This window comes from Dermabacter vaginalis (assembly GCF_001678905.1).
Taxonomy (GTDB): domain Bacteria; phylum Actinomycetota; class Actinomycetes; order Actinomycetales; family Dermabacteraceae; genus Dermabacter; species Dermabacter vaginalis.
In genome coordinates this window covers 1125873-1149847 of sequence record NZ_CP012117.1, presented here as the reverse complement: position 1 = coordinate 1149847, position 23975 = coordinate 1125873, and the positions used below count along the sequence as shown (strand labels likewise).

Annotated in this window: 23 protein-coding genes; 6 read left to right on the top strand and 17 right to left on the bottom strand. The window is 62.5% G+C overall.

Annotation, left to right across the window (positions count from 1 at the left end; translation table 11 throughout):
* Positions 1–4: 4 nt before the first annotated feature.
* The 4 genes from dnaG to DAD186_RS04905 are packed head-to-tail and all read right to left on the bottom strand — an operon-like array spanning position 5 to position 5906.
* Positions 5–2011, bottom strand: a complete 2007-nt coding sequence (gene dnaG, locus DAD186_RS04920; RefSeq protein WP_065247746.1) for a DNA primase — start codon at positions 2009–2011, stop codon at positions 5–7.
* An 18-nt stretch (positions 2012–2029) separates the two neighbouring features.
* A complete protein-coding gene (locus DAD186_RS04915; RefSeq protein ID WP_065247745.1) occupies positions 2030–3340 on the bottom strand; it encodes a deoxyguanosinetriphosphate triphosphohydrolase in 1311 nt (436 codons plus the stop codon).
* 3 nt (positions 3341–3343) lie between these two features.
* A complete protein-coding gene (gene dusB, locus DAD186_RS04910) occupies positions 3344–4501 on the bottom strand; it encodes a tRNA dihydrouridine synthase DusB (RefSeq protein ID WP_065247744.1) in 1158 nt (385 codons plus the stop codon).
* 16 nt (positions 4502–4517) lie between these two features.
* The gene (locus DAD186_RS04905; RefSeq protein WP_065247743.1) at positions 4518–5906 is read right to left on the bottom strand and encodes a glycine--tRNA ligase; all 1389 of its coding nucleotides are present in this window, start codon (positions 5904–5906) and stop codon (positions 4518–4520) included.
* Positions 5907–6046: 140 nt separating this feature from the next.
* Between DAD186_RS04905 and DAD186_RS04900 the strand changes: the two genes are divergently transcribed.
* Genes DAD186_RS04900 through DAD186_RS04880 form a run of 5 tightly spaced genes read left to right on the top strand, consistent with a single transcriptional unit; the run spans position 6047 to position 9814 of the window.
* Complete coding sequence (locus tag DAD186_RS04900; RefSeq protein WP_065247742.1) at positions 6047–7177, top strand: metal ABC transporter substrate-binding protein; 1131 nt, start codon at positions 6047–6049, stop codon at positions 7175–7177.
* Positions 7174–7956 carry a metal ABC transporter ATP-binding protein gene (locus DAD186_RS04895; protein ID WP_167550762.1) on the top strand — a complete coding sequence of 261 codons (783 nt, stop codon included), beginning with the start codon at positions 7174–7176 and terminating at the stop codon, positions 7954–7956. Before DAD186_RS04900 ends, DAD186_RS04895 begins: the two co-directional genes overlap by 4 nt.
* Positions 7953–8822 carry a metal ABC transporter permease gene (locus DAD186_RS04890; protein ID WP_065247741.1) on the top strand — a complete coding sequence of 290 codons (870 nt, stop codon included), beginning with the start codon at positions 7953–7955 and terminating at the stop codon, positions 8820–8822. Before DAD186_RS04895 ends, DAD186_RS04890 begins: the two co-directional genes overlap by 4 nt.
* A 5-nt stretch (positions 8823–8827) precedes the next feature.
* Complete coding sequence (locus DAD186_RS04885; protein WP_335582194.1) at positions 8828–9235, top strand: Fur family transcriptional regulator; 408 nt, start codon at positions 8828–8830, stop codon at positions 9233–9235.
* 15 nt (positions 9236–9250) lie between these two features.
* On the top strand, positions 9251–9814 hold the full coding sequence (locus tag DAD186_RS04880; protein ID WP_065247739.1) for a DedA family protein: 564 nt from the start codon (positions 9251–9253) through the stop codon (positions 9812–9814).
* Between the two features lie 6 nt (positions 9815–9820).
* On the opposite strand, the gene DAD186_RS04875 is transcribed toward DAD186_RS04880, so the two are convergent.
* The 11 genes from DAD186_RS04875 to hrcA all read right to left on the bottom strand — a co-directional run bounded on the left by DAD186_RS04875 (position 9821) and on the right by hrcA (position 20518).
* Positions 9821–10606: an isoprenyl transferase gene (locus DAD186_RS04875; protein ID WP_065248731.1), complete on the bottom strand. Its 786-nt coding sequence runs from the start codon at positions 10604–10606 to the stop codon at positions 9821–9823.
* 11 nt (positions 10607–10617) lie between these two features.
* A complete protein-coding gene (gene recO, locus DAD186_RS04870) occupies positions 10618–11388 on the bottom strand; it encodes a DNA repair protein RecO (protein WP_055087753.1) in 771 nt (256 codons plus the stop codon).
* A gap of 15 nt (positions 11389–11403) precedes the next feature.
* The gene (gene leuA / locus DAD186_RS04865) at positions 11404–13116 is read right to left on the bottom strand and encodes a 2-isopropylmalate synthase (protein WP_055088698.1); all 1713 of its coding nucleotides are present in this window, start codon (positions 13114–13116) and stop codon (positions 11404–11406) included.
* Positions 13117–13293: 177 nt separating this feature from the next.
* Positions 13294–14277, bottom strand: coding sequence for a GTPase Era (era, locus tag DAD186_RS04860; protein ID WP_065247738.1), 984 nt, complete (start codon positions 14275–14277; stop codon positions 13294–13296).
* Positions 14243–15544, bottom strand: coding sequence for a hemolysin family protein (locus tag DAD186_RS04855; RefSeq protein ID WP_065247737.1), 1302 nt, complete (start codon positions 15542–15544; stop codon positions 14243–14245). The genes era and DAD186_RS04855 overlap by 35 nt, the downstream gene beginning before the upstream one ends.
* Positions 15541–16035 carry an rRNA maturation RNase YbeY gene (ybeY, locus tag DAD186_RS04850; protein ID WP_065247736.1) on the bottom strand — a complete coding sequence of 165 codons (495 nt, stop codon included), beginning with the start codon at positions 16033–16035 and terminating at the stop codon, positions 15541–15543. The genes DAD186_RS04855 and ybeY overlap by 4 nt, the downstream gene beginning before the upstream one ends.
* Positions 16032–17039, bottom strand: a complete 1008-nt coding sequence (locus DAD186_RS04845) for a PhoH family protein (protein WP_065247735.1) — start codon at positions 17037–17039, stop codon at positions 16032–16034. Before DAD186_RS04845 ends, ybeY begins: the two co-directional genes overlap by 4 nt.
* Positions 17040–17041: 2 nt before the next feature.
* Positions 17042–17392 (bottom strand): HIT domain-containing protein, encoded by a 351-nt coding sequence (locus DAD186_RS04840; RefSeq protein ID WP_065247734.1) that lies wholly within the window; start codon positions 17390–17392, stop codon positions 17042–17044.
* 124 nt (positions 17393–17516) lie between these two features.
* Positions 17517–18308, bottom strand: a complete 792-nt coding sequence (locus DAD186_RS04835; protein WP_065247733.1) for a 16S rRNA (uracil(1498)-N(3))-methyltransferase — start codon at positions 18306–18308, stop codon at positions 17517–17519.
* Positions 18305–19456 carry a molecular chaperone DnaJ gene (gene dnaJ, locus DAD186_RS04830; protein ID WP_065247732.1) on the bottom strand — a complete coding sequence of 384 codons (1152 nt, stop codon included), beginning with the start codon at positions 19454–19456 and terminating at the stop codon, positions 18305–18307. The genes DAD186_RS04835 and dnaJ overlap by 4 nt, the downstream gene beginning before the upstream one ends.
* Before the next feature lie 33 nt (positions 19457–19489).
* On the bottom strand, positions 19490–20518 hold the full coding sequence (gene hrcA, locus DAD186_RS04825; RefSeq protein ID WP_065247731.1) for a heat-inducible transcriptional repressor HrcA: 1029 nt from the start codon (positions 20516–20518) through the stop codon (positions 19490–19492).
* A 125-nt stretch (positions 20519–20643) separates the two neighbouring features.
* Here hrcA and DAD186_RS04820 point away from each other — a divergent pair, with 125 nt between their 5' ends.
* Entirely contained in the window at positions 20644–21525 is an 882-nt protein-coding gene (locus DAD186_RS04820; protein ID WP_065247730.1) for a DUF3097 domain-containing protein, read from the top strand.
* 504 nt (positions 21526–22029) lie between these two features.
* Here DAD186_RS04820 and hemW read toward each other — a convergent pair.
* Both hemW and DAD186_RS04810 read right to left on the bottom strand, forming a co-directional pair.
* Positions 22030–23214 carry a radical SAM family heme chaperone HemW gene (gene hemW / locus DAD186_RS04815; RefSeq protein WP_065247729.1) on the bottom strand — a complete coding sequence of 395 codons (1185 nt, stop codon included), beginning with the start codon at positions 23212–23214 and terminating at the stop codon, positions 22030–22032.
* A complete protein-coding gene (locus tag DAD186_RS04810; RefSeq protein ID WP_065247728.1) occupies positions 23198–23971 on the bottom strand; it encodes an MOSC domain-containing protein in 774 nt (257 codons plus the stop codon). The genes hemW and DAD186_RS04810 overlap by 17 nt, the downstream gene beginning before the upstream one ends.
* Between the last annotated feature and the right edge of the window lie 4 nt (positions 23972–23975).

Genomic DNA, 23975 nt, shown 5'->3' with positions numbered 1-23975 from the left:
TCCCCTACTCCTTGAGCGCCCGGAGCCGTTGCTGCGCTACTTGTAGCGCGGTCATCGTCGCGCGGAATTCCTCGGCATCCCGATCGGGTGTAAGCCTGCCGAGTTTCCGGCGAAGCTCCGAGATCTCGTGCGTGTAGCTCAATTGCTGGAGACGCCGCATGAGCGCGGGACCGAGGCGATTGAGCTGTTGCTCGTCGCGCGCGGGAAGCGGGTATGAGGCAAGATCACCGATGAGGGGCCTGAGCGGCTCCCCTGCGATTTCCATAACTGCCTCGACGAATGCGCGAACGCTCACCTTGTTCTCGGCTGCGTCGTCAAAGAGACCGGTCGCAATCACGCAATCCCACACACTTTGAAGCGTCACGGTGCGAAAAGGCTCATCGGGAAGAGCATGGACGTCTTCAATGCTGACAGCCCAGGGTGCTTGGAGCATGAGCGCGAGCGCCTGCACCTCGGCCGCCTCGATCGGGTCGCGCGTTTGCGTGATATCCCGCAGGCGAATGGGCGACAGTAACGGTTCAGACTCCTCGGGTGCGTGGGTAGCGTCGGAACTGCCGTGACCCGGGCCTTCCGGGGCGTTTTCCGACGCCTGCTGCGCAATCCGGCGTTGTTCATAGACCGCCTTGCCCGCGTCTTGAACCGCTCGTTGCACCGTCCTCTCGTCGAGGCCAAGCCAGCCCGAAAGTCTGCGGGCGTATTCGGGCCGAAGCGCGTGATCACGGATCTGTGCCACGACCGGCGCGGCCATGCGCAGCCCCGCGATCTGCCCCTCGGCTGTATCGAGGTCCACGCTTCGCAGCGCCGCTCGGATCGCGAATTCGAACATGGGAATGCGCGCAGCGATCACGTCTTTGAGCGCTTCTTCCCCTCGCTTGACGCGAATATCGCACGGATCCATTCCTTGGGGGTCCACGGCGACATAGGTCTGGGCAACAAAGCGTTGGTCCTCGCGGAATGCCTTGAGGGCGGCGTTCTGGCCCGCTTCATCTCCGTCGAAGGTGAAGATCACCTCTCCCCCAGCACCGGCAAAAGCACTGCCCGCGCCGCTCGCGAGGTTCAGCGAGCTCAGCGCCGACGTATCTCCCATGATGCGGCGCACGAGCGTGACGTGCTCGGAACCAAACGCGGTGCCGCACGAGGCGACGGCCGTGTCGATTCCGGCCGCATGCGCCGCCATCACGTCGGTGTAGCCTTCCATGACGACCACCTGGCGCTTTGAGGAAATGTTCTTTCGCGCGAGGTCGAGACCGTAGAGGACCTGCGACTTCTTGTAGATCGGGGTCTCGGGGGTGTTGAGGTACTTCGGGCCCTTGTCGTCGTCAAAAAGGCGGCGCGCTCCAAAGCCGATCGTTTTGCCCGTCACATCGCGTATCGGCCACACGAGGCGGCCGCGGAATCGGTCGTACACGCCGCGCTGACCTTCGGAAACGAGCCCGCTCAGCGTCAATTCCTTTTCCGTGAAGCCGCGTCCGCGCAGGTGCCGCGTAAGGTTGTCCCACCCTTGCGGGGCAAATCCGATACCGAAATGAGCGGCGGCACGAGGGCCGAAGTCTCGCTCGGCGAGAAAACGACGCCCGGTCTCAGCCTCGGGGCCCGTGAGGTGCTCACGAAAGAACTCCTCCGCGACCTCGTGTGCGGCGAGCAAACGTTGGCGGGTACCAAAGTCGGTACGCGGTCCCGAATCGCGATCGCCCCTCGACGAAGATTCCTCGTAGCGAAGCTGCACACCATAACGCGAGGCAAGATATTCGACGGCCTCGGTAAAGCTCATGTGGTTGATTTTTTGCACGAACTCGATCACGTCCCCGCCTTCGCCGCAGCCGAAGCAGTGGTAGCGGCCAATCGCGGGGCGAATGTTGAACGACGGCGTCTTTTCATCGTGAAAGGGGCACAACCCTTTCATCGAGCCAAGGCCCGCGCTCCTGAGCGACACGTGCTCGGACACGATCTCTTCAAGGTTCGCGCGCTCGCGCACGGCCACGATGTCCTCGCGCTTAATGAGGCCTTTCACGCGCACCTTCCTCGCACTCTAAAAGGGGATCTCCGGGCCAAAGCCCGGGAGTGGTACATCGCCCGCGAGAGCGTCCGAATAGGCCCCCGAGAAGAATTCAGAATGAAGGCGCACGGCGGAGACGTCAGTGAGCGAGGCGATCTGATCCACGATAACCCGCTCGCGCTCCTCGAGGCTGTTCGCGCGCTCGTAGAGCACCGTGAAGATGGGGTCGAGGTGCGCCGCTCCCGTGCGGCGAAAGAGCGCGAAAAGATCGCTAAGGATCTGCTCCTGGAGCGCGTACACACCCTGCTGCGCCCTACTCGACATGACGTAGGCGGCGGCGAGGCCTTTGAGCACCGAGATCTCCCGCTCCGTTTCTTCGGGCACCACGACGCTCCCCTCGAAGCGTGCGAGGGCATGATCGCCGTGCGCCGCTCGAGTCGCCTCAACGACAGATCCCACGAAACGACCGATGAGTTGCGAGCTCATATCCTTGAGCGCCGCCGCGGAAAAGGGATCACCCGAGTACTCCCATTGCCACACCGTGCCGGTTTCGAGCCGAGTGAGCGCAACATCCAGCTCCTCGAGGGAAAGGTGCGGGGCATACCAATCCTGCACGACGTACAGCGCGGCGGCGCGCTCTTGGGGATCTTTGAGGGCGCTGAGCGTAATTGAGCCACCCGTGATCGCGTCCTCAATGTCGTGCACCGAGTAGGCGATGTCATCAGAAATATCCATGACTTGCGCCTCAAGGCACTTGCGATGTTCGGGTGCGCCCTCTCGTGCCCACTCGTACACGGGCAGGTCGTCTTCGTACACCCCGAACTTTGGCGAATCGGGGTTCGGTCCCTTCGCGCGCCGCCACGGATACTTAATCGCGGCATCGAGAGCCGCGCGAGTGAGGTTGAGACCGAAGCTTTTTTCACCGCCGAGCACCTTCGGCTCGAGCCTCGCGAGTAAACGCAAGGTTTGCGCATTCCCTTCGAACCCGCCGATATCGCTCGCGAGATCGTTGAGTACACGTTCACCGTTGTGCCCGAAAGGCGGGTGTCCGAGATCGTGCGAGAGGCACGCGGCATCCACCACGTCTGGGTCGCAGCCGAGCTCGTGAGCAATGTCGCGGCCGACTTGCGCGACCTCGAGCGAGTGTGTGAGGCGCGTGCGGGAAAAATCGTTGGAGCCAGCGCCGAGCACTTGCGTCTTCGCCCCGAGGCGCCTGAGAGCCGAGGAATGCAGCACCCGTGCGCGGTCGCGCTGAAAGGGCGTGCGGGCTTGCGACTTCGGGGGCTCTTGAAAGAAACGCTCGATGTCGCGCGAATGGTAAGGGGCGGGAATATGTGGTGGCACGATTTACCCTCCCGAGACGGACAGTTCCGCCTCGTGTAAGCGGGCGCGATGCTCTTGGGAAATCTCGCGTGAGTCAAGCCAACCGTCGGGCATGTGCGTGCGCTTCGGGTGGCCCGCTCTCCCTCGCGGACCCTCGACCGGCTCACCCGGGTAAGGAGCCTCCCAATCAAGCACGGAAAGCTTTTCCTTGAGGTCGTCGAGCGATTCCATCGTCGCGAGCGCGTGCCGTGCCTTGCCACCTACGGGATACCCCTTGAAATACCACCCAACGTGCTTGCGCAGATCCCGCACACCGCGGCCCTCGTCTTCGAAGAAATCGATGAGAAGCTCCGCGTGGCGAATGAGCACCTGGGCAACCTCGCCGAGCGTGGGTTTCACCCTGTCTGGCTTGCCGGCGAATCCTGCCGCGAGGTCGGCGAAGAGCCACGGGCGCCCCTGGCAGCCGCGGCCAACGACGACCCCATCGCACCCGGTTTCCTCAACCATTCGCAGGGCGTCCTCTGCGCTCCAGATATCGCCGTTGCCAAGCACGGGAATGCTCGTCACGGCCTGCTTGAGCTTCGCGATTGCCTCCCAGCGGGCATGCCCGGAGTAGTGCTGGTTTGCGGTGCGGCCATGAAGGGCGATCGCGGCAGCACCCGCTTCTTCCGCGATGCGGCCTGCGTCCAGGTAGGTGAGGTGCGAATCGTCAACCCCCATGCGAGTCTTGACCGTCACGGGCACATCCCCGGCTGCTTTCACGGCCTCGGTCACAATGCGGGTGAACAACTCCGTTTTCCACGGAAGCACAGCACCGCCACCCTTGCGAGTGACCTTGGGAACGGGGCAGCCAAAATTGAGGTCCACATGATCAACGAGGTCGAGCTCGCGCAGCACGCGAATGGACGCAGCGATGGTCGCAGGATCCACGCCGTAAAGCTGGATAGAGCGCGGCGTTTCGCGCTCCCCCATCGTCACGAGGCGCATGGTTTCCGGATGGCGCTCAACGATCGCGCGGCTCGTGACCATTTCGGACACGAAGAATCCACCGTCATTTGCCGAATAGCGCGCGCCGAATTCGCGGCACAGAAGCCGAAACGGCATGTTTGTGACCCCCGCCATCGGGGCGAGAACGACGGGGGTGTCGCTCGTGTGGGGGCCAATCGTGAGGGAACGGCTCATACGCGAGGGGCGCTCCTTAGCAGCCTGCGAGGCGTTCGGCGAGGTAACCCTTGATCTGCGAAAGTGCCACACGCTCCTGCGCCATCGTGTCGCGGTCGCGCACCGTCACGGCCTGGTCCTCGAGCGTGTCGAAGTCCACCGTGACGCAATACGGCGTGCCGATTTCGTCCTGTCGGCGGTAGCGGCGGCCAATCGCGCCCGAGAGATCCATCTCGATGTTCCACAGCCCGCGAAGTTCCGCGGCGAGCTTGTGCGCGGTGGGCTGAAGATCCTCGCTCTTGGAGAGCGGAAGCACGGCAACCTTGACCGGCGCGAGACGCGGATCAAGCTTGAGCACGGTGCGCTTGTCCACGCCGCCCTTCGTGTTGGGAGCTTCGTCTTCTTCGTACGCGTCGATCAGGAAGGCCATCATCGAACGCGTAAGGCCAAAGGACGGTTCGATGACGTAGGGGGTGTAGCGTTCGCCGCTTGCCTGGTCGAAGTACTGCATCTTCGTGCCAGAAGCTTCCGTGTGGCTTGCGAGGTCGAAGTCAGTGCGGTTAGCGACGCCCATGAGTTCGCCCCATTCGCTGCCCTGAAAACCAAACCGGTACTCGAGGTCGATGGTGGCATCCGAATAGTGGGCACGCTCCTCTTCCGGAACGTCAAAGCGGCGAATGTTTTCCGGTTTGATACCGAGATCGAAAAACCATTTCTCACACGCCTCGACCCATTCGTCGAAAAATGCGCCGGCTTGGTCCGGCGGCGTGAAGAACTCGATCTCCATCTGTTCGAATTCACGCGTGCGGAAAATAAAGTTGCCGGGGGTGATCTCGTTGCGGAAAGATTTGCCCACCTGGCCGATGCCGAACGGCGGCTTTACGCGAGCAGCATTAACGACGTTGAGGAAGTTCACGAAGATGCCCTGCGCAGTTTCGGGGCGAAGGTAGTGCAGGCCCTCCTCGTTATCGACCGCGCCGAGGTAGGTCTTCATGAGGCCCGAGAACTGCTGGGGATCGGTGTACTCGCCCTTGGTTCCACAGTTCGGGCACGGGATCTCGCTCATGCCCTCAGCTTTGCGCCCCTTGCGTTCTTCGAACTCTTCAATGAGGTGATCCTCGCGGAAGCGATTGTGGCAGCTTCGGCACTCAATGAGCGGATCAGTGAAGGTCTTGACGTGCCCCGAGGCCTCCCACACGCGCGTGGGCAAGATGATCGAGGAGTCGAGACCCACCATGTCGGCGCGCGATGTCACGAAGGTGCGCCACCACTGGCGCTTAATGTTCTCCTTGAGCTCGACGCCGAGGGGGCCGTAATCCCACGCCGAGCGGGTGCCGCCGTAAATATCGCCGGCGGGGAACACGAATCCACGCTTTTTCGCGAGAGCGATGACGTTATCGAGCTTCGACGGTTGGGGCTTCGCCACGAGATCTCCTTGGAACGATGGGTGCGCAAGGGTTGCGCTTTGTTCCACCCTAACCAGAAACCACGGAAACGTTGCGCCTTCTTTCACATGCACAGCCTTAGATTTGCCGCATCCCACAACCATCAATGATAATAGTTCTCATGAGTACTTCACGTTCGTCTCGCGGTTTCTCCACGCCGGTCTCCCGCCGCGCTTTCGCGCTCGGTGGCGGGCTTTCGTTCGCTGCTCTTCTTGCGGGGTGCGGGGGCACCTCGGGCGGAGGCAAGGGTTCCGACGGCACCTCGGGATCCGGCGATGTCTCGGTCATGATCACGTGTTACCCCACCCAGTACCTCGCTGAGAAGGTTGGCGGCAAGCACGTTTCCATCATCAATCCAGTGAAGCCGGGCATCGACCCGCATGGCCTCGAGCTCTCGGTGCAACAGGTCGCACAAATGGCCGACGCCGATCTCGTGGTGCAAATCGAGCATTACCAAAACGCCGTTGACGATGCGATCAAGGCGCACAAGCCTAAGAAGCTCCTCAACCTCAACGAGTTCGTGGACATCCTGCCCGCGAACGGCGACGAGCATGAGCACGAGCACGGTCATGCGCATGAACATGAGCACGGCCACGACCACGACCACGACCACGACCACGATGAGCATGAGCATGGCGCGAGCGATGCCGGCGGCGATGAGCACGCCCATGAGCACGGCGAAGATCACGCTCACGAGCACGACGATCACGGCCACGAGGGACACGACCACGATCACGGCGGCATCGACCCGCACTTTTGGCAGGATCCCCACCGCATGATCAAGGCAGCGAAGGCACTCGCCGACGTCCTTTCGGACATCGACGCTGACCACGCCGAGGACTACGCGAAAAATTACGAGGCGCTCGAGAAGGAGCTCACGGACCTCGACGAGGAGCTTCACAAGAAGTATGAGTCGGTGAAGCGTGAAAAAGCCTTCATCACGAGCCACACGGCTTTCGCCTACCTCGCGGACACGTACGATCTTCATCAAATCGGCATCGCGGGCATCGACCCCGAGAACGAGCCATCGACCGAGCGCCTCCTCGAGCTCGCGGATCTCGTGAAAAAGGAGAAGCTCACGACCGTGTTCTTCGAGACTTCGGCAACCCCTGCCGTTGCGGAAGCACTCGCGAGCCGCACGGGCGCGAAGGCCGAGGAGCTCGACAATCTTGAGACTCAGCTTGATGCGAAGAAGGATTACGCTCAGGTTATGCGAGAGAACGCCGACAAGCTCGTTGCTTCCTGGCAGTGAGCACCGCTATCACTCACGACGCCGCCGCGTTTGAGGTTCGCCATGTGAACCTTGTGCGCGGCGGTTCCGTCGTGCTCAAAGACGTCACGACTCGCATTAGCGAGGGCGAAGTCGTCGCGATCCTCGGCCCAAACGGCTCGGGAAAATCGACCTTGCTCAAGGCGATGATCGGGGTTCTTCCTGTGGCGAGCGGGAGCGCGCAGATCCTTGGGCGGCCATCGACGACTCGAGGCGTCCACGATGCGATCGGCTACGTCCCGCAAATGGCGGCGTTTAGCGGCAACATCGCGGCGAGCGCCTATGAAACTGTGTCGAGCGGCCTCCTCACGAGCAGTCGACTTTTCGCGAGGGCTTCGAAACAGAAGGTTGAACGTGCTCTCGACTTCGTGGGGCTCGCGGATCTCAGCTCCCGGGCGGTGACAGAAATGTCTGGGGGCCAGCGCCAGCGCGTCATGATTGCCCGCGCCCTTGCGCGCGAACCGCGCATTCTCGTCCTCGACGAGCCGTTCACTGGTGTCGATTCCGCTACCCAGGCAAACATCTCGAGTCTCATCGCAAAGCTCTACGAGCGCGGCACAACTGTCGTTGTGGTTCTCCACGACCTTGACCCCCTGCGAGAACTCATCACGCGGGCGATCGTCATGGAAGAGGGGCGTATCGTTCACGACGGGCCACTGCCCCATGACGATCCTCATGCCTCTGCGAGTGAGAGCGAAGACGGCAAGCATCACGTGAATGCGACCATCGACCAGTGCCTAGGGAATGAGATCCACCCGTGAGCCCTATCGACCTTCTCCTTTCACCGATCGTCCGTTACCCGCTCATCATCGCGGTTCTCGTGGGCCTCACCGCCCCCGTCGTTGGGACGTACCTCGTGCAAAAGCGTCTCTCGCTTCTCGGCGACGGGCTCGGCCACGTCGCACTCACGGGAGTTGCCCTTGGATGGCTCGCGGGTTCAATCTTCCAGCTTTCGAGCAGCGATGCACTCGCGATCCCAGGCGCGCTCCTTGCGAGTGTGATCGGTGCGGTCCTCATCGAATACGTGCGCGAAGTGGGGCACACGAGCAGGGATACTGCCCTCGCAATTCTCTTCTATGGCGGTATCGCCGGCGGCGTTGTGATCATCCAACTCGCGGGCGGCACTTCACAAAGCCTCATGGCGTACCTTTTTGGTTCGCTTGCGACAGTGACGCACTCCGATCTATGGGTGGCACTCGCGCTCGCCCTCGCGATTCTCATCATTGGCGTGGGGGCACGCCCACTCCTGTTCGCTGTCACTAGCGACGAAGAACACGCACGCGCGATCGGGCTTCCCGTGCGTGCCGTGAACGTGCTCATCGCGATCATGGCAGCGCTGACCGTCACGCTTGCGATGCGAATCGTGGGCGCGCTCATGGTTTCTGCGCTCATGATCGTTCCCGTCGCCGCCTCACAGCAGGTCGTTCGTGGCTTCGCCCGCACGATGCGCGTGAGCATGCTCCTCGGTGTGGTGTGTGCCGTCAGCGGGCTGCTTCTCACCGTGTACGTCGACCTTCCACCCGGCGGAGTCATCGTGCTGATTGCAATTGGGTTCTATATCCTGGGGGTTCTCGCGCAAACGTTTCTTGGTCGCGCGCGAGTCTCACATGAACCGAAGGGCACGTGATTGATGTGGCGAAACCACTCCGCACCACCAAGCAGCGCACAGCGATTTTGCGCGCGCTCGGATCGGCACAAGATTTCATGACGGCGCAGCAGCTTCACGATCTCTTGAGGGCCGACGGTGAATCGGTGGGCCTCGCGACCGTGTACCGCAACATGCAGCCGCTCGTTGACGCCGGTCTCGTGGACGTCATCATCACCGATTCCGGCGAGGCGATCTATCGCCAATGCACCACGGAATCGCACCACCATCACCTCGTGTGCCGCGCCTGTGGCAAAACCGTCGAGTTTCTGCCGCCCGAGCTTGAGGAATGGGCGAAGACGATTGCCCACAAGAATGGCTTCACCGAAATCGAGCACACGATGGAGATCTTTGGGCTGTGCCCCGAATGCTCGGCCGCTGGCACATCACAGTAGGCGCTCCCCGTTCGAATGCTTGATTGGATCAACTCCCTTCCCCTCCTTCCCGCGATCGCTTTCCTCATGGTCGTGATCTACTGCCGCGCTGGGGGCACGTATCTTCTGGGAAGGCTCGCCTATAAACTCGCGGGCCGCGGCCGCTTCCATGCGATCCTCACGAGCCCACGTGTGGAAAGTGCTGCCGAGAAAGCCAATAGGTGGGGTGCACCGATCGTCGCCCTGAGCTTCCTCACAGTCGGCTTCCAAACAGCCGCCAATCTCGCCGCGGGGATCACCCGCATGCCCCTTACGCGCTACATCCCCGCGCTCATCGTGGGCGGGTTCGCGTGGGCCGTCATCTACGCGACAGTGGGCCTCGCCGCCTTCGCCCTGTGGTGCGAGGTGGCCCTCACCAATCCCTACGTTGCGGCGGCGATTGCCGTGGCAGCCGTCGGACTGCTGACGTACTACATCCTTCGCAAACGCGCTGAGAGAAACCGCGCCACGCGAGAGCTTGCTCGCGAACGTGCCGTAACGGGCGAACGTGCCCCGCTGCTCCCCGAAAGCGAAAGCGGCAAAGCCGAGCGCGACAGCTAAAGCGCCCTACTCGCCGAAGCCTTCGGACGTCGCAACCTTGTCTATCGCCCCACCGAATCGACGATCGCGGTTCGCATAGTCGAGGATTGCGCGCCAGAGCGTTCGCCTATCCACATCGGGCCACAGCTCGGGAACGAAAAGCATCTCGGCGTACGCGGCCTCCCAGAGGAGGAAATTGGACGTGCGCTGCTCGCCCGAGGTGCGGATGAACAGGTCAACATCGGGCATTTCCGGATCGTACAAATGCGCACGGATAGTCTTCTCACTCACGCGCGAGGGTGCGAGCTTGCCACTTTTAACCTTCGCGGCGATGTTCTTTACCGCATCCGTGAGTTCCGCCTGGCCACCATAGTTGACGCACATGTAGAGCGTGAGACCCGGGTTGCTCTTCGTCAGCTCTTCGGCCTCTCGCAGTTCTTTAATCACGCTCGGCCACAGGCGCTTTTCCTGACCGATCCACTTGATGCGAACCCCCCACGAGTGAAGGGTGTCGCGTTGGCGGCGAAGGACGCTGCGCGAAAACCCCATGAGGAAGCGCACTTCACTTGGCGACCGCGACCAGTTTTCGGTCGAGAAGGCGTAGGCACTCAGGTGGGTGATGCCCGCCTGGATCGCACCCGCGACAACGTCGAGTAGTGCCGCCTCGCCCGCGGCGTGGCCCTCGGTTCGCGGAAGACCGCGCTGATTTGCCCAGCGACCATTGCCGTCCATGACAACCGCAACGTGCTTCGGAATAAAGCGACTGTCGAGATTCGGGGCGGTTTCTCCCGAGGGATGCTCGGGCGGTTTCATATAGGAGGATGTCACGCGTGCTCCTTCAGCGCGGGGGCGCTTTCAATGGATCGGTCCACCAAGTCTAGGGCAGCGAGGGGTCGCTCCAAGTGATAGGAGAGAATGCGCGCGATGAGCCTTCCCGCCTCCCCTTGCGCCGCGGGATCGGTTGCGAGCGCCTCGTCCCAATCGCCCGCAAGCAGAAAGATCATGTGCTCGGTCACGCTCGGGCGAGCAGCAATGGCGCCGGGCCGACGGCAGTCGCGACACACGACTCCGCCTTGGCTCACATCGAACGCCTGGTGGGGGCCTTCGGCTCCGCACACAGCGCAGCGTCGAAGCTCCGGCCTCCATCCCGCCATCGCGATCGTGCGCAAAAGAAAAGCATCGAGAATGAGTACGGGTGGGTGCCCCGAATGCACGAGCGCATGAAGCGCGCCCACGAGCATCATGTAGTGCGCACTCGTGGGGTCAAAGCCTTCGTTCGTGAGGCGATCAACGGCCTCTCCCATGGCCGCAGCGGCGGTGTAACGCGCGTAATCCCCCGCGATCTGTTCGGCATAGGCCGTAATCGTGACGACCTGCGAAACGGTGTCGAGCGAGCGACCGCGGTGGCACTGCACGTCGACGCGCTGAAAAGGCTCGAGCCGCGCACCGAAACGCGAGGAGGTCTTCCGTACCCCTTTCGCTACGGCCCGAATCTTTCCGTGGTTTTTCGAATACAGCGTGACGATGCGATCGGCCTCGCCCAGGTCCTGGGTGCGAAGAACGATCGCGTCATCGCGGTAAAGCCTCGAGGCCACGTGCCCGGAAACCTCCTAGAGAATCCCGGCGCGCGCAGCGCGATTGAGTGCCGAGACGAGCGCCTGGAGCGAAGCACGCGTAATAGAGCCGTCCACGCCCACGCCCCAGTAGATCGCTTCACCGATCTCTGCTTCGATGTATGCAGCAGCGAGCGAGTCGTCGCCCTCGCTGAGTGCGTGCTCCGCGTAGTCGAGGATCCTGACCTTCACACCACGCGAAGCAAGCGCCTTGACGAAGGCATCGAGCGGACCGTTGCCGAGCCCCTCCACCGTGCTCTCGTGATCCTCGACGCGCAACTGCACGGCGATCCGGTCGGTACCGTCGCCCTCCGAGTGCTGGGTGACGCCTCGAAAGCCGTAGCGGCCCCAGCGTTTCGCCGAATCGGGGTTCGGCAGATACTCGTCCACGAAGGTCTCCCACAGCTCGGCCGGGGTAACCTCGCCGCCCGCGGTGTCGGTGCGGTGCTGCACAATGCCCGAGAACTCGATCTGCAAACGACGCGGAAGATCGAGCCCGTGTTCGGTACGTAGGAGGTACGCCATTCCTCCTTTGCCGGATTGCGAGTTCACGCGAATCACAGCCTCGTAGCTGCGGCCGATGTCCTTCGGATCGACGGGGAGGTACGGCACACGCCAGGTGGCATCGGCCACCTCAACGCCCGCCTTCGCGGCATCGACATCCATGCGCTCGAGGCCCTTCTTGATCGCATCCTGGTGCGAGCCCGAGAACGCCGTGAACACGAGGTCGCCACCGTACGGGTGGCGCTCGTGCACATCGATCTGGTTGCAGTGCTCCACGGTGCGGCGAATCTCCGGCACGTTCGAGAAATCGATCTGGGGGTCGACGCCCTGGGTTGCGAGGTTGAGTCCAAGCGTCACGAGATCAACGTTGCCCGTGCGCTCGCCGTTTCCGAAGAGGCAGCCCTCGATGCGGTCGGCACCGGCGAGGTAGCCGAGCTCCGCTGCGGCAACGCCCGTGCCGCGGTCGTTATGCGGGTGGAGGGAGAGCACCACGCTTTCGCGCGAATGAAGGTTCCTGTCCATCCACTCGACCGAATCGGCGTACACATTGGGAGTCGCCATCTCCACGGTCGCGGGGAGGTTGATGATGATCTTCTTCTCGGGAGTGGGCTTAATAATGTCGATGACGGCATTGCACACGCGCGCGGCGTATTCGACCTCCGTACCCGTGAACGACTCGGGCGAGTACTCATAGGTGATATCACAACCGTCGAGCGACTCCTCGTACTTCTTTGCAAGCAGCGCCCCCTGCACGGCGATGTCGAGCACCTCGTCTTCGCTTGCACGAAAGACGACATCGCGCTGCACGATCGACGTGGAGTTATAGAAGTGCACGATCGCGCGCTTTGCCCCCTGGAGCGCCTCGTACGTGCGCTCGATGAGATGCTCGCGGCACTGGACGAGAACCTGGATCGTCACGTCATCGGGAATGAGGTCCTGCTCGATGAGCGTACGGCAAAAGTCGAAATCCGTTTGCGAGGCCGAGGGAAAACCGATCTCGATCTCCTTGTACCCCATCTCGACGAGGAGCGTAAACATCCGGAGCTTGCGTTCGGTGTTCATGGGATCGATGAGGGCCTGATTACCGTCGCGAAGATCGACCGCGCACCAGCGCGGCGCACGAGTCGCCACGCGGTTTGGCCATTGGCGATCCTCGAGCGTGAAGGGGATCTGCTCGTGGAACGGCGTGTAGCGCCCCACGGGCATCCGGGAGGGCTTTTGAGGCGCATCGCCGTGCTGCCCGACGACGGGTGTGCTGGGATCTTCGGTCGCGGAGACGGTGCGAGCGTGACGGTTCATGGCCGTCACCTTACACCTGGGGGCGCATACGCGAGCGAGGCAACCGTCGGAAACTCAAACTGTGAGACGAAAACGCCCAAGATCCTAGAAACCCAGGCGGCCGAGCTGCTTGGGATCGCGCTGCCAATCCTTCGCGACCTTCACGCGGATGTCGAGATGAACCGGGCGGCCCATGAGATCGCGGATGCCACGGCGCGCCCTCGTGCCGACTTGCTTGAGGCGTTTGCCGCCCTTGCCAATCACGATGCCCTTTTGCGAATCGCGCTCCACGAAGAGAGACACGCGCACGACGAGCCGTCCCTCTCCCGGGGCCACCTCGGCGAACGGGTCCCCATCGAGCGACTCCTCGACGATTTCCTCAACCACGACCGCGAGCGAATGCGGAAGCTCATCCCGCACGCCCTCGAGGGCAGCCTCGCGCACGAGCTCGGCGATGCGGTCGCTCACGCTCTGCTCGGTGAGCTGGTCATCGGGATAGAGCGCGGGCCCCTCGGGAAGGTGCGACGCGATCACGTCCATGAGCACATCGATCTGTTCACCCTCGCGCGCGGAGATGGGAACGATGTCCTCAGCCTTGGCAAAACGCTCCACTTCCATGAGGTGCGCGGCCAGCTCATCGCGACTCACGAGATCGGCTTTCGTCACGATCGCCACGATCGCGGGAGTCCGACGGTTGCCACGCAATTGCCGAAGGTCTTCGGCAATAAAACGGTCGCCAGGCCCAATTTTCTGGTCGGCGGGAAGGCAAAATCCCACGATATCAACTTCGGCGAGGGTCTCCCGCACGAGATCATTGAGACGCTTACCAAGGAGCGTGCGAGGCCGGTGCACTCCCGGGGTATCGACGATGATGATCTGGTCATTTTCACGGCTCACGATTCCGCGGATCGCGCGCCTCGTCGTTTGGGGTTTCGAACTCGTGATGGCGACCTTGTCACCCACCATGGCGTTCGTGAGGGTCGACTTCCCCACGTTGGGCCGGCCCACGAGCGCGACGAATCCGCTTCGATGCTGAGCTTCCACTCTCGACCTCCTAGTCGTCACTCTCGCCAGCCTCGCCTGCAGCATCGCGCGGCGTGCGGCTTACGAGGATCGCCGAGACTTGTTTGCGTCGACCGCTCGTGCGATCGGCTTCCATGTGAATCCCGTGCGCGTCGCCCTCTGCACCGATGATCGGCACTCTCCCGATGGTCTTTGAGAGGAGGCCACCGATCGTGTCCACGTCTTCGTCTTCGATCTCGAGGTCGAAGAGTTCGCCAACCTCGACGATCGACATGCGCGAGGACACGCGATATTCGCCCTCGGAGGTGCGTTCGGCCTCTTGCTCGCGACGATCGTGTTCATCGGCAATTTCGCCGACGATCTCTTCGAGGATGTCCTCGATCGTCACGATGCCCGCCACGCCGCCGTATTCGTCGACCGGGATACCTACGTGGACGCGCGAGGTGCGCATGTCCTCCATGACGCGGTCCGCGGTGAGGAACTCGGGGTAGAACTTTACGGGCCTCATAATCTCGGTCACGAGCCTGTCGCCGCCGGGATTCCACGGCGAGTGAATCGCGCGCATGACGTCCTTGAAGTAAAGCATGCCCTTTAAGTCGTCAACGCCCTCTTCACCGATCACGGGGATGCGGCTGTAGCCCGAACGCACGAAGAGGCGCATCGCTTTATTTGCTGTTGCATCCGCATCGATCGTGACCATGTCGGTGCGCGGCACCATGACCTCGCGAATCATCGTGTCGTCGAGGTCGAACACGCCCTTGATCATGTTGCGTTCGTCGTCTTCGAGCGCCTCGGTTTCGCTCGCTCGATCAACGAAGTGGCGCAGCTCTTCTTCGGTGGCGAAGGGACCTCCCGCAACCTTGCCGCCGGGGGTAAAGGCATTGGAGATGTGGATGAGCACCTTCGACGGCACCGCGAGCACAATGCGAGCGAACCGCACGAGGGGGACGAGAAACGAGATTGTCTTCTCTGGAGCGCGACGCCCAAGGGTTCGAGGCGAGACGGAGGCTCCCATGAAGGACACGAGGAACGTCACCGTGATCGCGAGGAGCAACGGAAGCCACAGGCCCTCGAGGCTCTCGAACATGCAGGCCGTAATGATGACCGCGTAGGTTGCCTCGGCAAGGACGCGCCCGAGCGCGATGGTCGCGAACGTCGTGTGCGTGTCGTCGTGCATCGTGAGGATGCGGTCGCGCTTCTTCTCCTCATCCTCAAAGTAGCGTTCGATGCTGTGGCGCGACAGCGTGCTCAGGGCAGCATCGGCCGCCGAGAAGCACACCGCGAGTATGATCGCGATGATGGCGAGGGGAATAAGAATAGCGATCGTGTTCACGGGCGCGGGCCCCCGGTATCGGAGATGCCCACGCGCGAGGTACGGCCCGCGAGGAACGTGAGGAGAAGCTTGCGCTGGAGCGTGAACATCACGCGTTCATCCTCGGGTTCAACATGGTCGTAGCCGAGCAGGTGAAGGATGCCGTGCGTGAGCAAAAGGAGCATCTCTTCTTCGGTGCTGTGCCCCGCAATGCGCGCCTGGGTGGCGGCAACGGAGGGGCAGATAACGATATCGCCGAGGAGCCCTTCGGGGGCGAGCTCGCCTTCGCTTCCCTCGCGCAATTCATCCATGGGGAAACTCATCACGTCGGTGGGGCCCTCGAGGTCCATCCACTCTTCGTGAAGGTCGCTCATTGCGCTCTCATCCACGAACGTGATGGAGAGTTCCGTTGCGGGATGCAGGAACATCGCGTCAAAGACATATCGGGCAAGATCCACGAATTCGCGCGCGTCGATCTTCGCGGTGGTCTCATTATTGACTTCGATGCTCATCGCTTGGCCTTCTTTTTCGGAGAGAACTCGGAAAGATCCCAGCGTGCGTACGCATCAACGATGTCGCTCACGAGTCGGTGGCGCACAACGTCCTTCGAGCTCAAGTGGCAAAAGGCAATGTCATCAACATTGCCGAGGATCCGCTCAACAACCTTGAGACCGCTCTTCGTTCCGCCGGGGAGGTCAACCTGGGTCGCGTCTCCGGTGATCACCATTGTCGAATTGAACCCAAGGCGCGTGAGGAACATCTTCATTTGCTCGGCGGTCGTGTTTTGGGCTTCGTCGAGGATGATGAAGGCGTCATTGAGGGTGCGCCCGCGCATGTAGGCGAGCGGAGCAACCTCGATGGTTCCGGCGCCCATGAGGCGCGGAATCGACTCGGGATCGAGCATGTCGTGGAGGGCATCGTAAAGCGGGCGCAGGTACGGGTCGATCTTCTCGTTGAGCGTGCCCGGGAGGAAGCCGAGCCTCTCCCCTGCTTCGACCGCGGGGCGGGTGAGAATGATGCGGTTGATCTGCTTATCGAGCAGAGCCCGCACGGCTTTCGCGACGGCGAGGTATGTTTTGCCGGTGCCCGCGGGGCCAATGCCAAACACGATGGTGTTCTCGTCGATCGCGTCCACGTAGTCCTTTTGCCCAACGGTCTTCGGGCGGATCGTACGGCCCCGGGACGAGAGCACGGACTGGCTGAGGATCTGCGACACGTGCTGATCGCGGCGTCGATCATCGCCGTAGAGTTCCGCCGCGCGGTGGACCGCCTCACCCGTCACGGTTTCGCCGCTCGCGGCGATTTCAATAAGGGAGTTCATGATCGCGGCTGCGCGATCGAGCGAGCCTTCCGGTCCGCGCAACGTGATCTGGTGCCCGCGCATCGACACGTCGATGTCCGGCATGATTTTTTCGATGACGTTGAGGGCCTGGTCGTTTGCGCCGAGGACGGCGACGGGGCGCAAGTGATCGGGGATCGCGACGTAGCGCTCGAGAATTTCGGTGGTCTCCTGCACGGTTAGAAGAGGTCTCCTTCAGACTGGGGCGTACCGGCGAGAATATGTCCGTGTACATGGAAAACGCTTTGGCCAGCGCTTTCACCGGTGTTGAAAATGAAGCGGAACTCCCCCTGGGCCTGTTCCTTCGCAACGGCGCCCGCGGCCTTGACGACCGCGGCGAGCAGGTCTTTATTGGCGGAGAGTTCCACGATGTTGGAGTAGTGCTCCTTGGGCACGGCGAGCACGTGCACGGGAGCCTTCGGCTCGAGGTCCTTGAAGCACACGACGTTGGCGTCCTCGTAGACCTTGGTCGACGGGATCTCGCCAGCAACGATCTTGCAGAAGATACAGTTCGGATCGGTGGTGGTCATCGGCTCCTCCTCGGGTGCATGAGAGCGTTGGCCCCACCAGTCTAGTGGGCAAGCGGTGTGCCCACGTGTGGGGTCCGACGCCTTCGAGCGTGCACCTGGGGCCACGGGTGTCATTGTGAACGAGCTACTGCCATCGACCGATCACCGAGCAGAGTGCGGCAAGAGCCGCTGGTCCCGCGCTTGACGCCCGAAGAATCTCGTTCCCGAGTAGAACTGGGGCCGCGCCGGCGGCGGAAAATCGGCGAATCTCCTCGTCGCTTATGCCCCCTTCGGGACCGACGAGGACCCACACTTCCCCAGGCATTTCTCCCGCGTTCGCGGCGCGCATCGCGAGCTCGCGAGTCACTCCACCGAGCCTTTCGGTCGCACTCTCGTGGAGAGCAAGGACCATGGCCCCACGAGAAACCGCACTCTCGATGAGGGGCACAAGTTCCGCACTCGTCACAGCGGTCTCCAGGGCAGGGATGCGTGCGCGGCGCGATTGCTTGACCGCGGCGATAATGCGCGAGCGCCATTTCTCGCGCCCCTTTTCTTCCTTCACACCCTTCCACTGAACGACGCTGCGGTCCGCTTGCCACGGAATCACTCGGTCCACGCCGAGTTCGGTCGCCATTTCGATCGCCGATTCGTCCCGACCACCCTTCGCGAGTGCTTGGACGAGGACGAGCAGAGTCGCTGGTGCCTCTTCGTGCCGCGGCGTTTCGCTGAGCTCGATGTCAAAGCTCGATTTCGACACGCTCACGATCGAGGCCTCAGCCTGGTGCGCGCTCGCGTCGGTCACGAGGATGCGCTCACCCGAGCGCAAGCGCATGACGCGCGCCCCGTGGTGGCCCTCATCCCCACCGATCGAGAACGCTGCCCCGGTGCTCGCTCCTTCGAGCGTGCCTTCGAGGAGAAGGAAGTTCTTCAGGCTCACAGGTCGCGGAACTTTTCGCGGATCTTGGCGAATACTCCGCCGTCGCTGTGCTGGGCGTTCTTCGCACCTTCGCGCAGATCCGGTTCGCCACGCATCTCGCCAAACTGTGTGAGGAGGTCCCGCTCAGAACCGGAAAGCTTCTTCGGGATCTCGACGCCTACTTCGATGAGGATGTCGCCACGCGAATCGCCGCGAAGCGAGGTCACACCGAGGTTCCGCATGCGAATCACATCGCCCGGCTGGGTGCCCGGCTTGATTTCGACCTCCCGCTCACCGTCAAAGGTCGTGAGCGTGGCCTTCGTGCCGAGGGCCGCGGCCACCATCGAAATCGTGAGGCGCGCAAGCAGGTCGTTGCCCTCACGGTGGAAGATTTCGTGCTCCTTGACACGCACTTCGACGAACAGATCACCCGCGGGGCCGCCGGCCTCGCCGGCCTCACCCTCGCCGCGAAGCTGAATGCGGCGTCCCGTGTCGATGCCCGCGGGAACGCGCAGGGTAATCGTGCGCTCTTCTTGCACACGGCCGTGGCCCTGGCATTCGGCGCAAGGATTCTCGATGGTCGTGCCGTGACCCTGGCACGCCGAGCACGGCGCGAGCTGCACCATTTGCCCAAGCAGGGAGTTCACGGTGCGCTGCACGTGCCCGCTTCCGCTACACACGGTGCATTTCTTCGTTCCGGTTCCCGGTTCACAGCAATTGCCGTGGCAGCGTGAACAGGTGACAGCCGTCGGGAACGTGAGCTCTTTTTCGGAGCCGAACACAACGTCGTCGAGTTCGAGCGTCATGCGTCGCAGAATGTCGTTGCCGCGCCGCTCACGGGGAATGGGGCCGCGCCCGCGCCCGCCCATGCTACTCGCGCCCGCGAACGCCTCAAACAGGTCGGAGAAGTCGAACGTCGCTCCCCCACCGAAGCCACCGAAACCACCGCCGCCGAACGGGCTCTGCCCGCCCATGTCATACATGCGACGTTTTTCAGGATTGGAGAGCGTCTCGTAGGCTTGCGAGACCTTCTTCATTTGATCGGCCGCAGAAGGATCGGGGTTCACGTCGGGGTGAAGTTTGCGGGCCTTCTTGCGGTAGGCCTTCTTGATCTCGTCCGCGCTGGCGTCTTTGGAGACGCCGAGGATCTCGTAAAAATCGTCGTTCACGAAGTGTGGTTCCTTGAGAGTTGGGTGCAGTTCTTAACCGATGAAACGGGAAATATACCGGGCGACGGCGCGCACGGAAGATATGGAGGTCACGTAATCCATGCTCGAAGGGCCGAGGATCGCAATGCGTGAAGACGGCGAAGCGCCACCAGCCGCTTCGGTATAGGCGCTCCCCACGAGGGCTGCGCGCTGAAGAGCATCACCGGAAACGCTACTGAGCTCCTCGCCGATCAGCACGTCGACCTCGCCGAAGTTCGAATGCATCTCGCCAAGAAGTCGCAAAAGCACGAGTTGCTCCTCGAGGAGGTCGAGCATGGGGCCAACTTCGCGCGAGAACTGTTCACCGCGCGCGAGGTTCGAGACGCCGCCGACGATCATACGATCCTCGCGACGCGAGGCAAGCAGTTCGCCGAGCGCCTCGAGCACTTCGGTGGCGGCAGCGCGTGTTGATGCGGATTCCTCCTCGAGAAGTGCATTGAGGTCCCCGCCCACTGAGGTCACGGGCCTCGATGCGCACACGCGATTGATGCGCTCGCGCAGGCGTTCATAGAACGCGGCATCCTGCGAGTGCTGAAGAGAAATTGTTTGCTGATCCACCCGGCCCGCATCGGTGATGAGCACAACGAGCAAGAGGGTTTCGGAAGTCTTCACGAGTTCAACGTGACGCACGTGAGCCTGGCGCAACGCGGGGTACTGCACAACGGCGACTTGATTCGTGAGGCGCGAGAGCAGACGCACCGTGCGGGACAGCAGATCATCGAGGTCGTGGGCACCGTCGAAGAACGTGTGGATTGCGCGACGCTCGGGCGCTGAAAGGGGCTTGACCTGCGCGACGTAATCGACGAACACGCGGTAGCCCTTATCGGTGGGGATGCGCCCCGCCGAGGTGTGGGGCTGCATGATGAGTCCCTCTTCTTCGAGCACCGACATGTCGTTGCGCACGGTCGCGGCGCTCACGCCTAGCTCGTGACGTTCCAGCAGTGACTTCGAGCCCACGGGTTCGCGGGTCGCCACGTAATCTTCCACGATTGCGCCGAGGATGCTGAGCTTGCGCTCATCCATGTATCTCATCCTTTCGCGCATTAGCAGTCACGGGCTTCGAGTGCCAATACTACGCGGAGTGCGCGCCCCTCGCACGGTGTGGCGATCCCCTGTGAGCGAACACGCCCCTGGTAGCGTAAACCGCCGTGAATATCGATCGCTACGGCCACGACGTCCTTTCCGGTACCGGGGATGCCTTTCACCCGAAACGCCCCGCGAGCAGGGATGTCCCCGCCGAGCGCGGGCTCGTCGTCGAGGATGTCCAAACCGGCTGGGTTGGCGCCGTTACGCGCGTGGAAAAGTCTGGCGGCATCCACATCGCCGAGCTCGAGGATCGCCACCACCGGCTGCGCACCTTCCGCCTCGGCCCGGGGTTTTTGATCGATGGGAAACCCGTCCGCCTCGTTCCCCCTACGAAGGGCGGTCCGACGGCTGCTCGGCAAACGTCGGCCCCTAAACGCAGCGCCTCGGGCTCAACCTACGTTGAAGGGGTGCGTGCCCGCGTGGCGCGGGGCTCGCGGATTTGGGTGGAAGGCAAGCACGATGCGGAACTCGTGGAGAAGGTGTGGGGGCATGACCTGCGTATCGAGGGCGTTGCTGTCGAAATGCTCGATGGCGCCGATAATCTTCTCGAGCGCGTTCGGGCTTTCCGGCCGGGCCCAGGCCGCAGGCTCGGGATCCTCGTTGATCATCTCGTTCCCGGTTCGAAAGAAACGCGGATCGCCGAATCCGTGATGCGGGAGAAGGGCATGCGGGAGCATGTGCTGATCCTCGGCCACCCGTACGTGGACGTGTGGCAGGCCGTCAAACCCGCTCGCGTAGGGCTCGAGAAGTGGCCCCACATCCCCAAGGGAACAGACATCAAGGTCGGCTCGCTCAGAGCGCTCGGGCTCCCTGCCGAGTCGCAGGCGGATATCGCCGAAGGGTGGCAGAAGATTCTCGGGCGGGTGCGCTCGTACGCGGATGTCGAGCCGACCCTTAGCGGGCGTATCGAGGAACTGATCGACTTCGTCACCGCCACTCCCTGAATTGCATAGGGGTTGTGGGGGTTTGGCACGAGGCCAAATCCGACGCTTACCTCGCCCGCGCTTAAGAGCCATCGGAAGCGTCGACTAAGCGGCCGAGTCCCCGCTTCTGCCAAAAACCATGCGGTGCTCTGTATTCATTCAAGGTCCAGCCGTAAGCCGCAACCGAGACATCATGCACTGCCCTGACGGACGCCACGACTGCCCGTCCGACTGTCCGGGCCCTCATCTGCACTAAACGTGATCCAAGCCACGTGATAGGTTCAGGTAGGTGCAAGGTCGGGTTATCGGTGACTTTCGAAAGCGTAGGAATCTCATGATTTTTAGGTCCCCGTGGTTTATGGTCATTTTCGTTGTTGTCGTGATGATCGTGGCGATCCTGCTTCTCGGCTTTCTAATTTTTACCGTTCTTCAACAATTCGTCGCCCGACATAAGAAAACGGACAACGAAAGTGATCAACATGAACCGTAGGGATCACTCGAGTCTTCGCCGCTCCAAAGGCGCTCTCAAGGCAAAACATCGCGCGTAATGGCATCGGCGACGAGCCGGCCGGCATCGGAAAGCCTCACGATCCCGTTGTCCCACGCAGTCGCATCCAACCGCCCCGCCGCCACATGCCGCTCGAGCACCTCGCGTGCCTCATCGCTCGAGGTGAGCGGGTTGCTCGCCGCCTCAAAACCCTCGCGGATGCGCATCTCGAGCATGAGGCGCTCGAGCGCGCGATCCTCGGGCGAAACGTTCTCGAACCCGTCGACGGGCAAACGCCCGGCGGCGAGGGCGGCGGCATAGCGTGAGGGGTGCTTGAGGTTCCACGACCGATACCCGTCGCGGTGTCGATGCGCGCCGGGGCCAATCCCCCACCAGTCGAGCCCTCGCCAGTAGGCGAGATTATGGCGGCACTGAAACTCCTCGCCCCGCGCGAAATTCGAGACCTCGTACCACTCGAAACCCGCGGCTCGCGTGCGGTCGGCGATGAGTTCGTAGGCATCGGCCATGAAGTCTGGATCGGGCTCGCTGAGCTCGCCGCGGCGCAGCTGGCGAGCCATTTTGGTGTTGCCCTCGACGATGAGCGAGTAGGCACTCACGTGATCCGGCTGCATCTCGGTGATCGCCTCGATCGTGGTCTCGACGTCCGTGAGCGACTCCCCCGGCGTTCCATAAATCATGTCGAGACTCACTTGAAGGCCCGCTTCCCGGGCCCACGCGACGGCCCGTGGCACGGATTCGGGGTTGTGGGTGCGGTCGAGGATCGCAAGCACGCGCGGCACCGCCGATTGCATCCCAAAGCTGACGCGAGTAAATCCGGCATCGGCGAGGCGGAAGAGGGAGTCCCGCGTGACGGAATCGGGATTAGCTTCGGTCGTCACCTCGACATCGGATGCGAGAGGGATGAGCGAGGTGAGGTACGCGAGCATGCGCGCCTGGTCATCGGCCGGAAGAAGCGTGGGGGTTCCGCCGCCAAAGAACACCGTGTCAACTCGGTCGTAGGAAAAGCCCGACGCTTCATCATCCGCGAGCGTGAGATCCATTTCCCGCATCGCATTATCCGGATACTCCGCCTGCGATCCTCCGCCGCCGAGTTCCTTCGCGGTGTAGGTGTTGAAGTCGCAGTACCCGCACCGCACCGCGCAAAACGGCACATGAATATAGACCGAGAGGCCTCGGCCCTTGGCGTTAGTTTCCGCGGCCATCGGTGATGAGCGAGGCGGGGAATTCGAACGCGATATCGGCACTTTGGAGCGCCGCGAGGCACCCCTTTGCCATGGACGTGTACACGGGCGTTTCAGTGTCGCGAGCCCAGGTCAGGAGCGCCTTGGCGCTCGCCGGATCAATCGCGCCCGCGAGCCCGCGGAACATTTCGCCGATGCTGACGCCGTGCTCGGGAACCGACTGGACCTCGATCTCATCTCCCGGGCGCACAACGCCCTCGCGCACGATGCGGAAGTACGCGCCGCACTTGCCGTAAGCAGTGAAGCGGCGCCCCCACGGGCCTCGCCGTTCGAGCCCCGCCTGATCGGCGAAGCGCCCCATCCAGACGCCAAAGGTCTTGCAGGGCTGGCGCGGCACGCTCGCCTCAAGCTCGGCACCGCCAATCCGCCAGCGCGAGCCGATGACGACCTCGTCGGTATCAATGCCCTCCGTGACCAGATTTTCACCGAAGGCACCGTCGGGCAGACCACTAAAACCTTCTTGGCGAGCAAGTTCCTCGCGAGTTTCTCGCGCGAACGCATACACAGCCTTGAAAAGGCCGCCGTGATGTTCGGTATCGCCCTGCACGTCGCCGAGGACGCCGTGCGTCAAGAGCTTGATCCCCTCCGGGCGCGGGACCTTGTTGATCCCCGAGCGGATACCCGTTGCTTCGACGTGGAAGAGGGAATCCACCGTGCACGTCGAGATCACGCGCGCCGGGGCGTCAGCAATGGTGACCGAAAGAGGTTCAACGTTCATGATC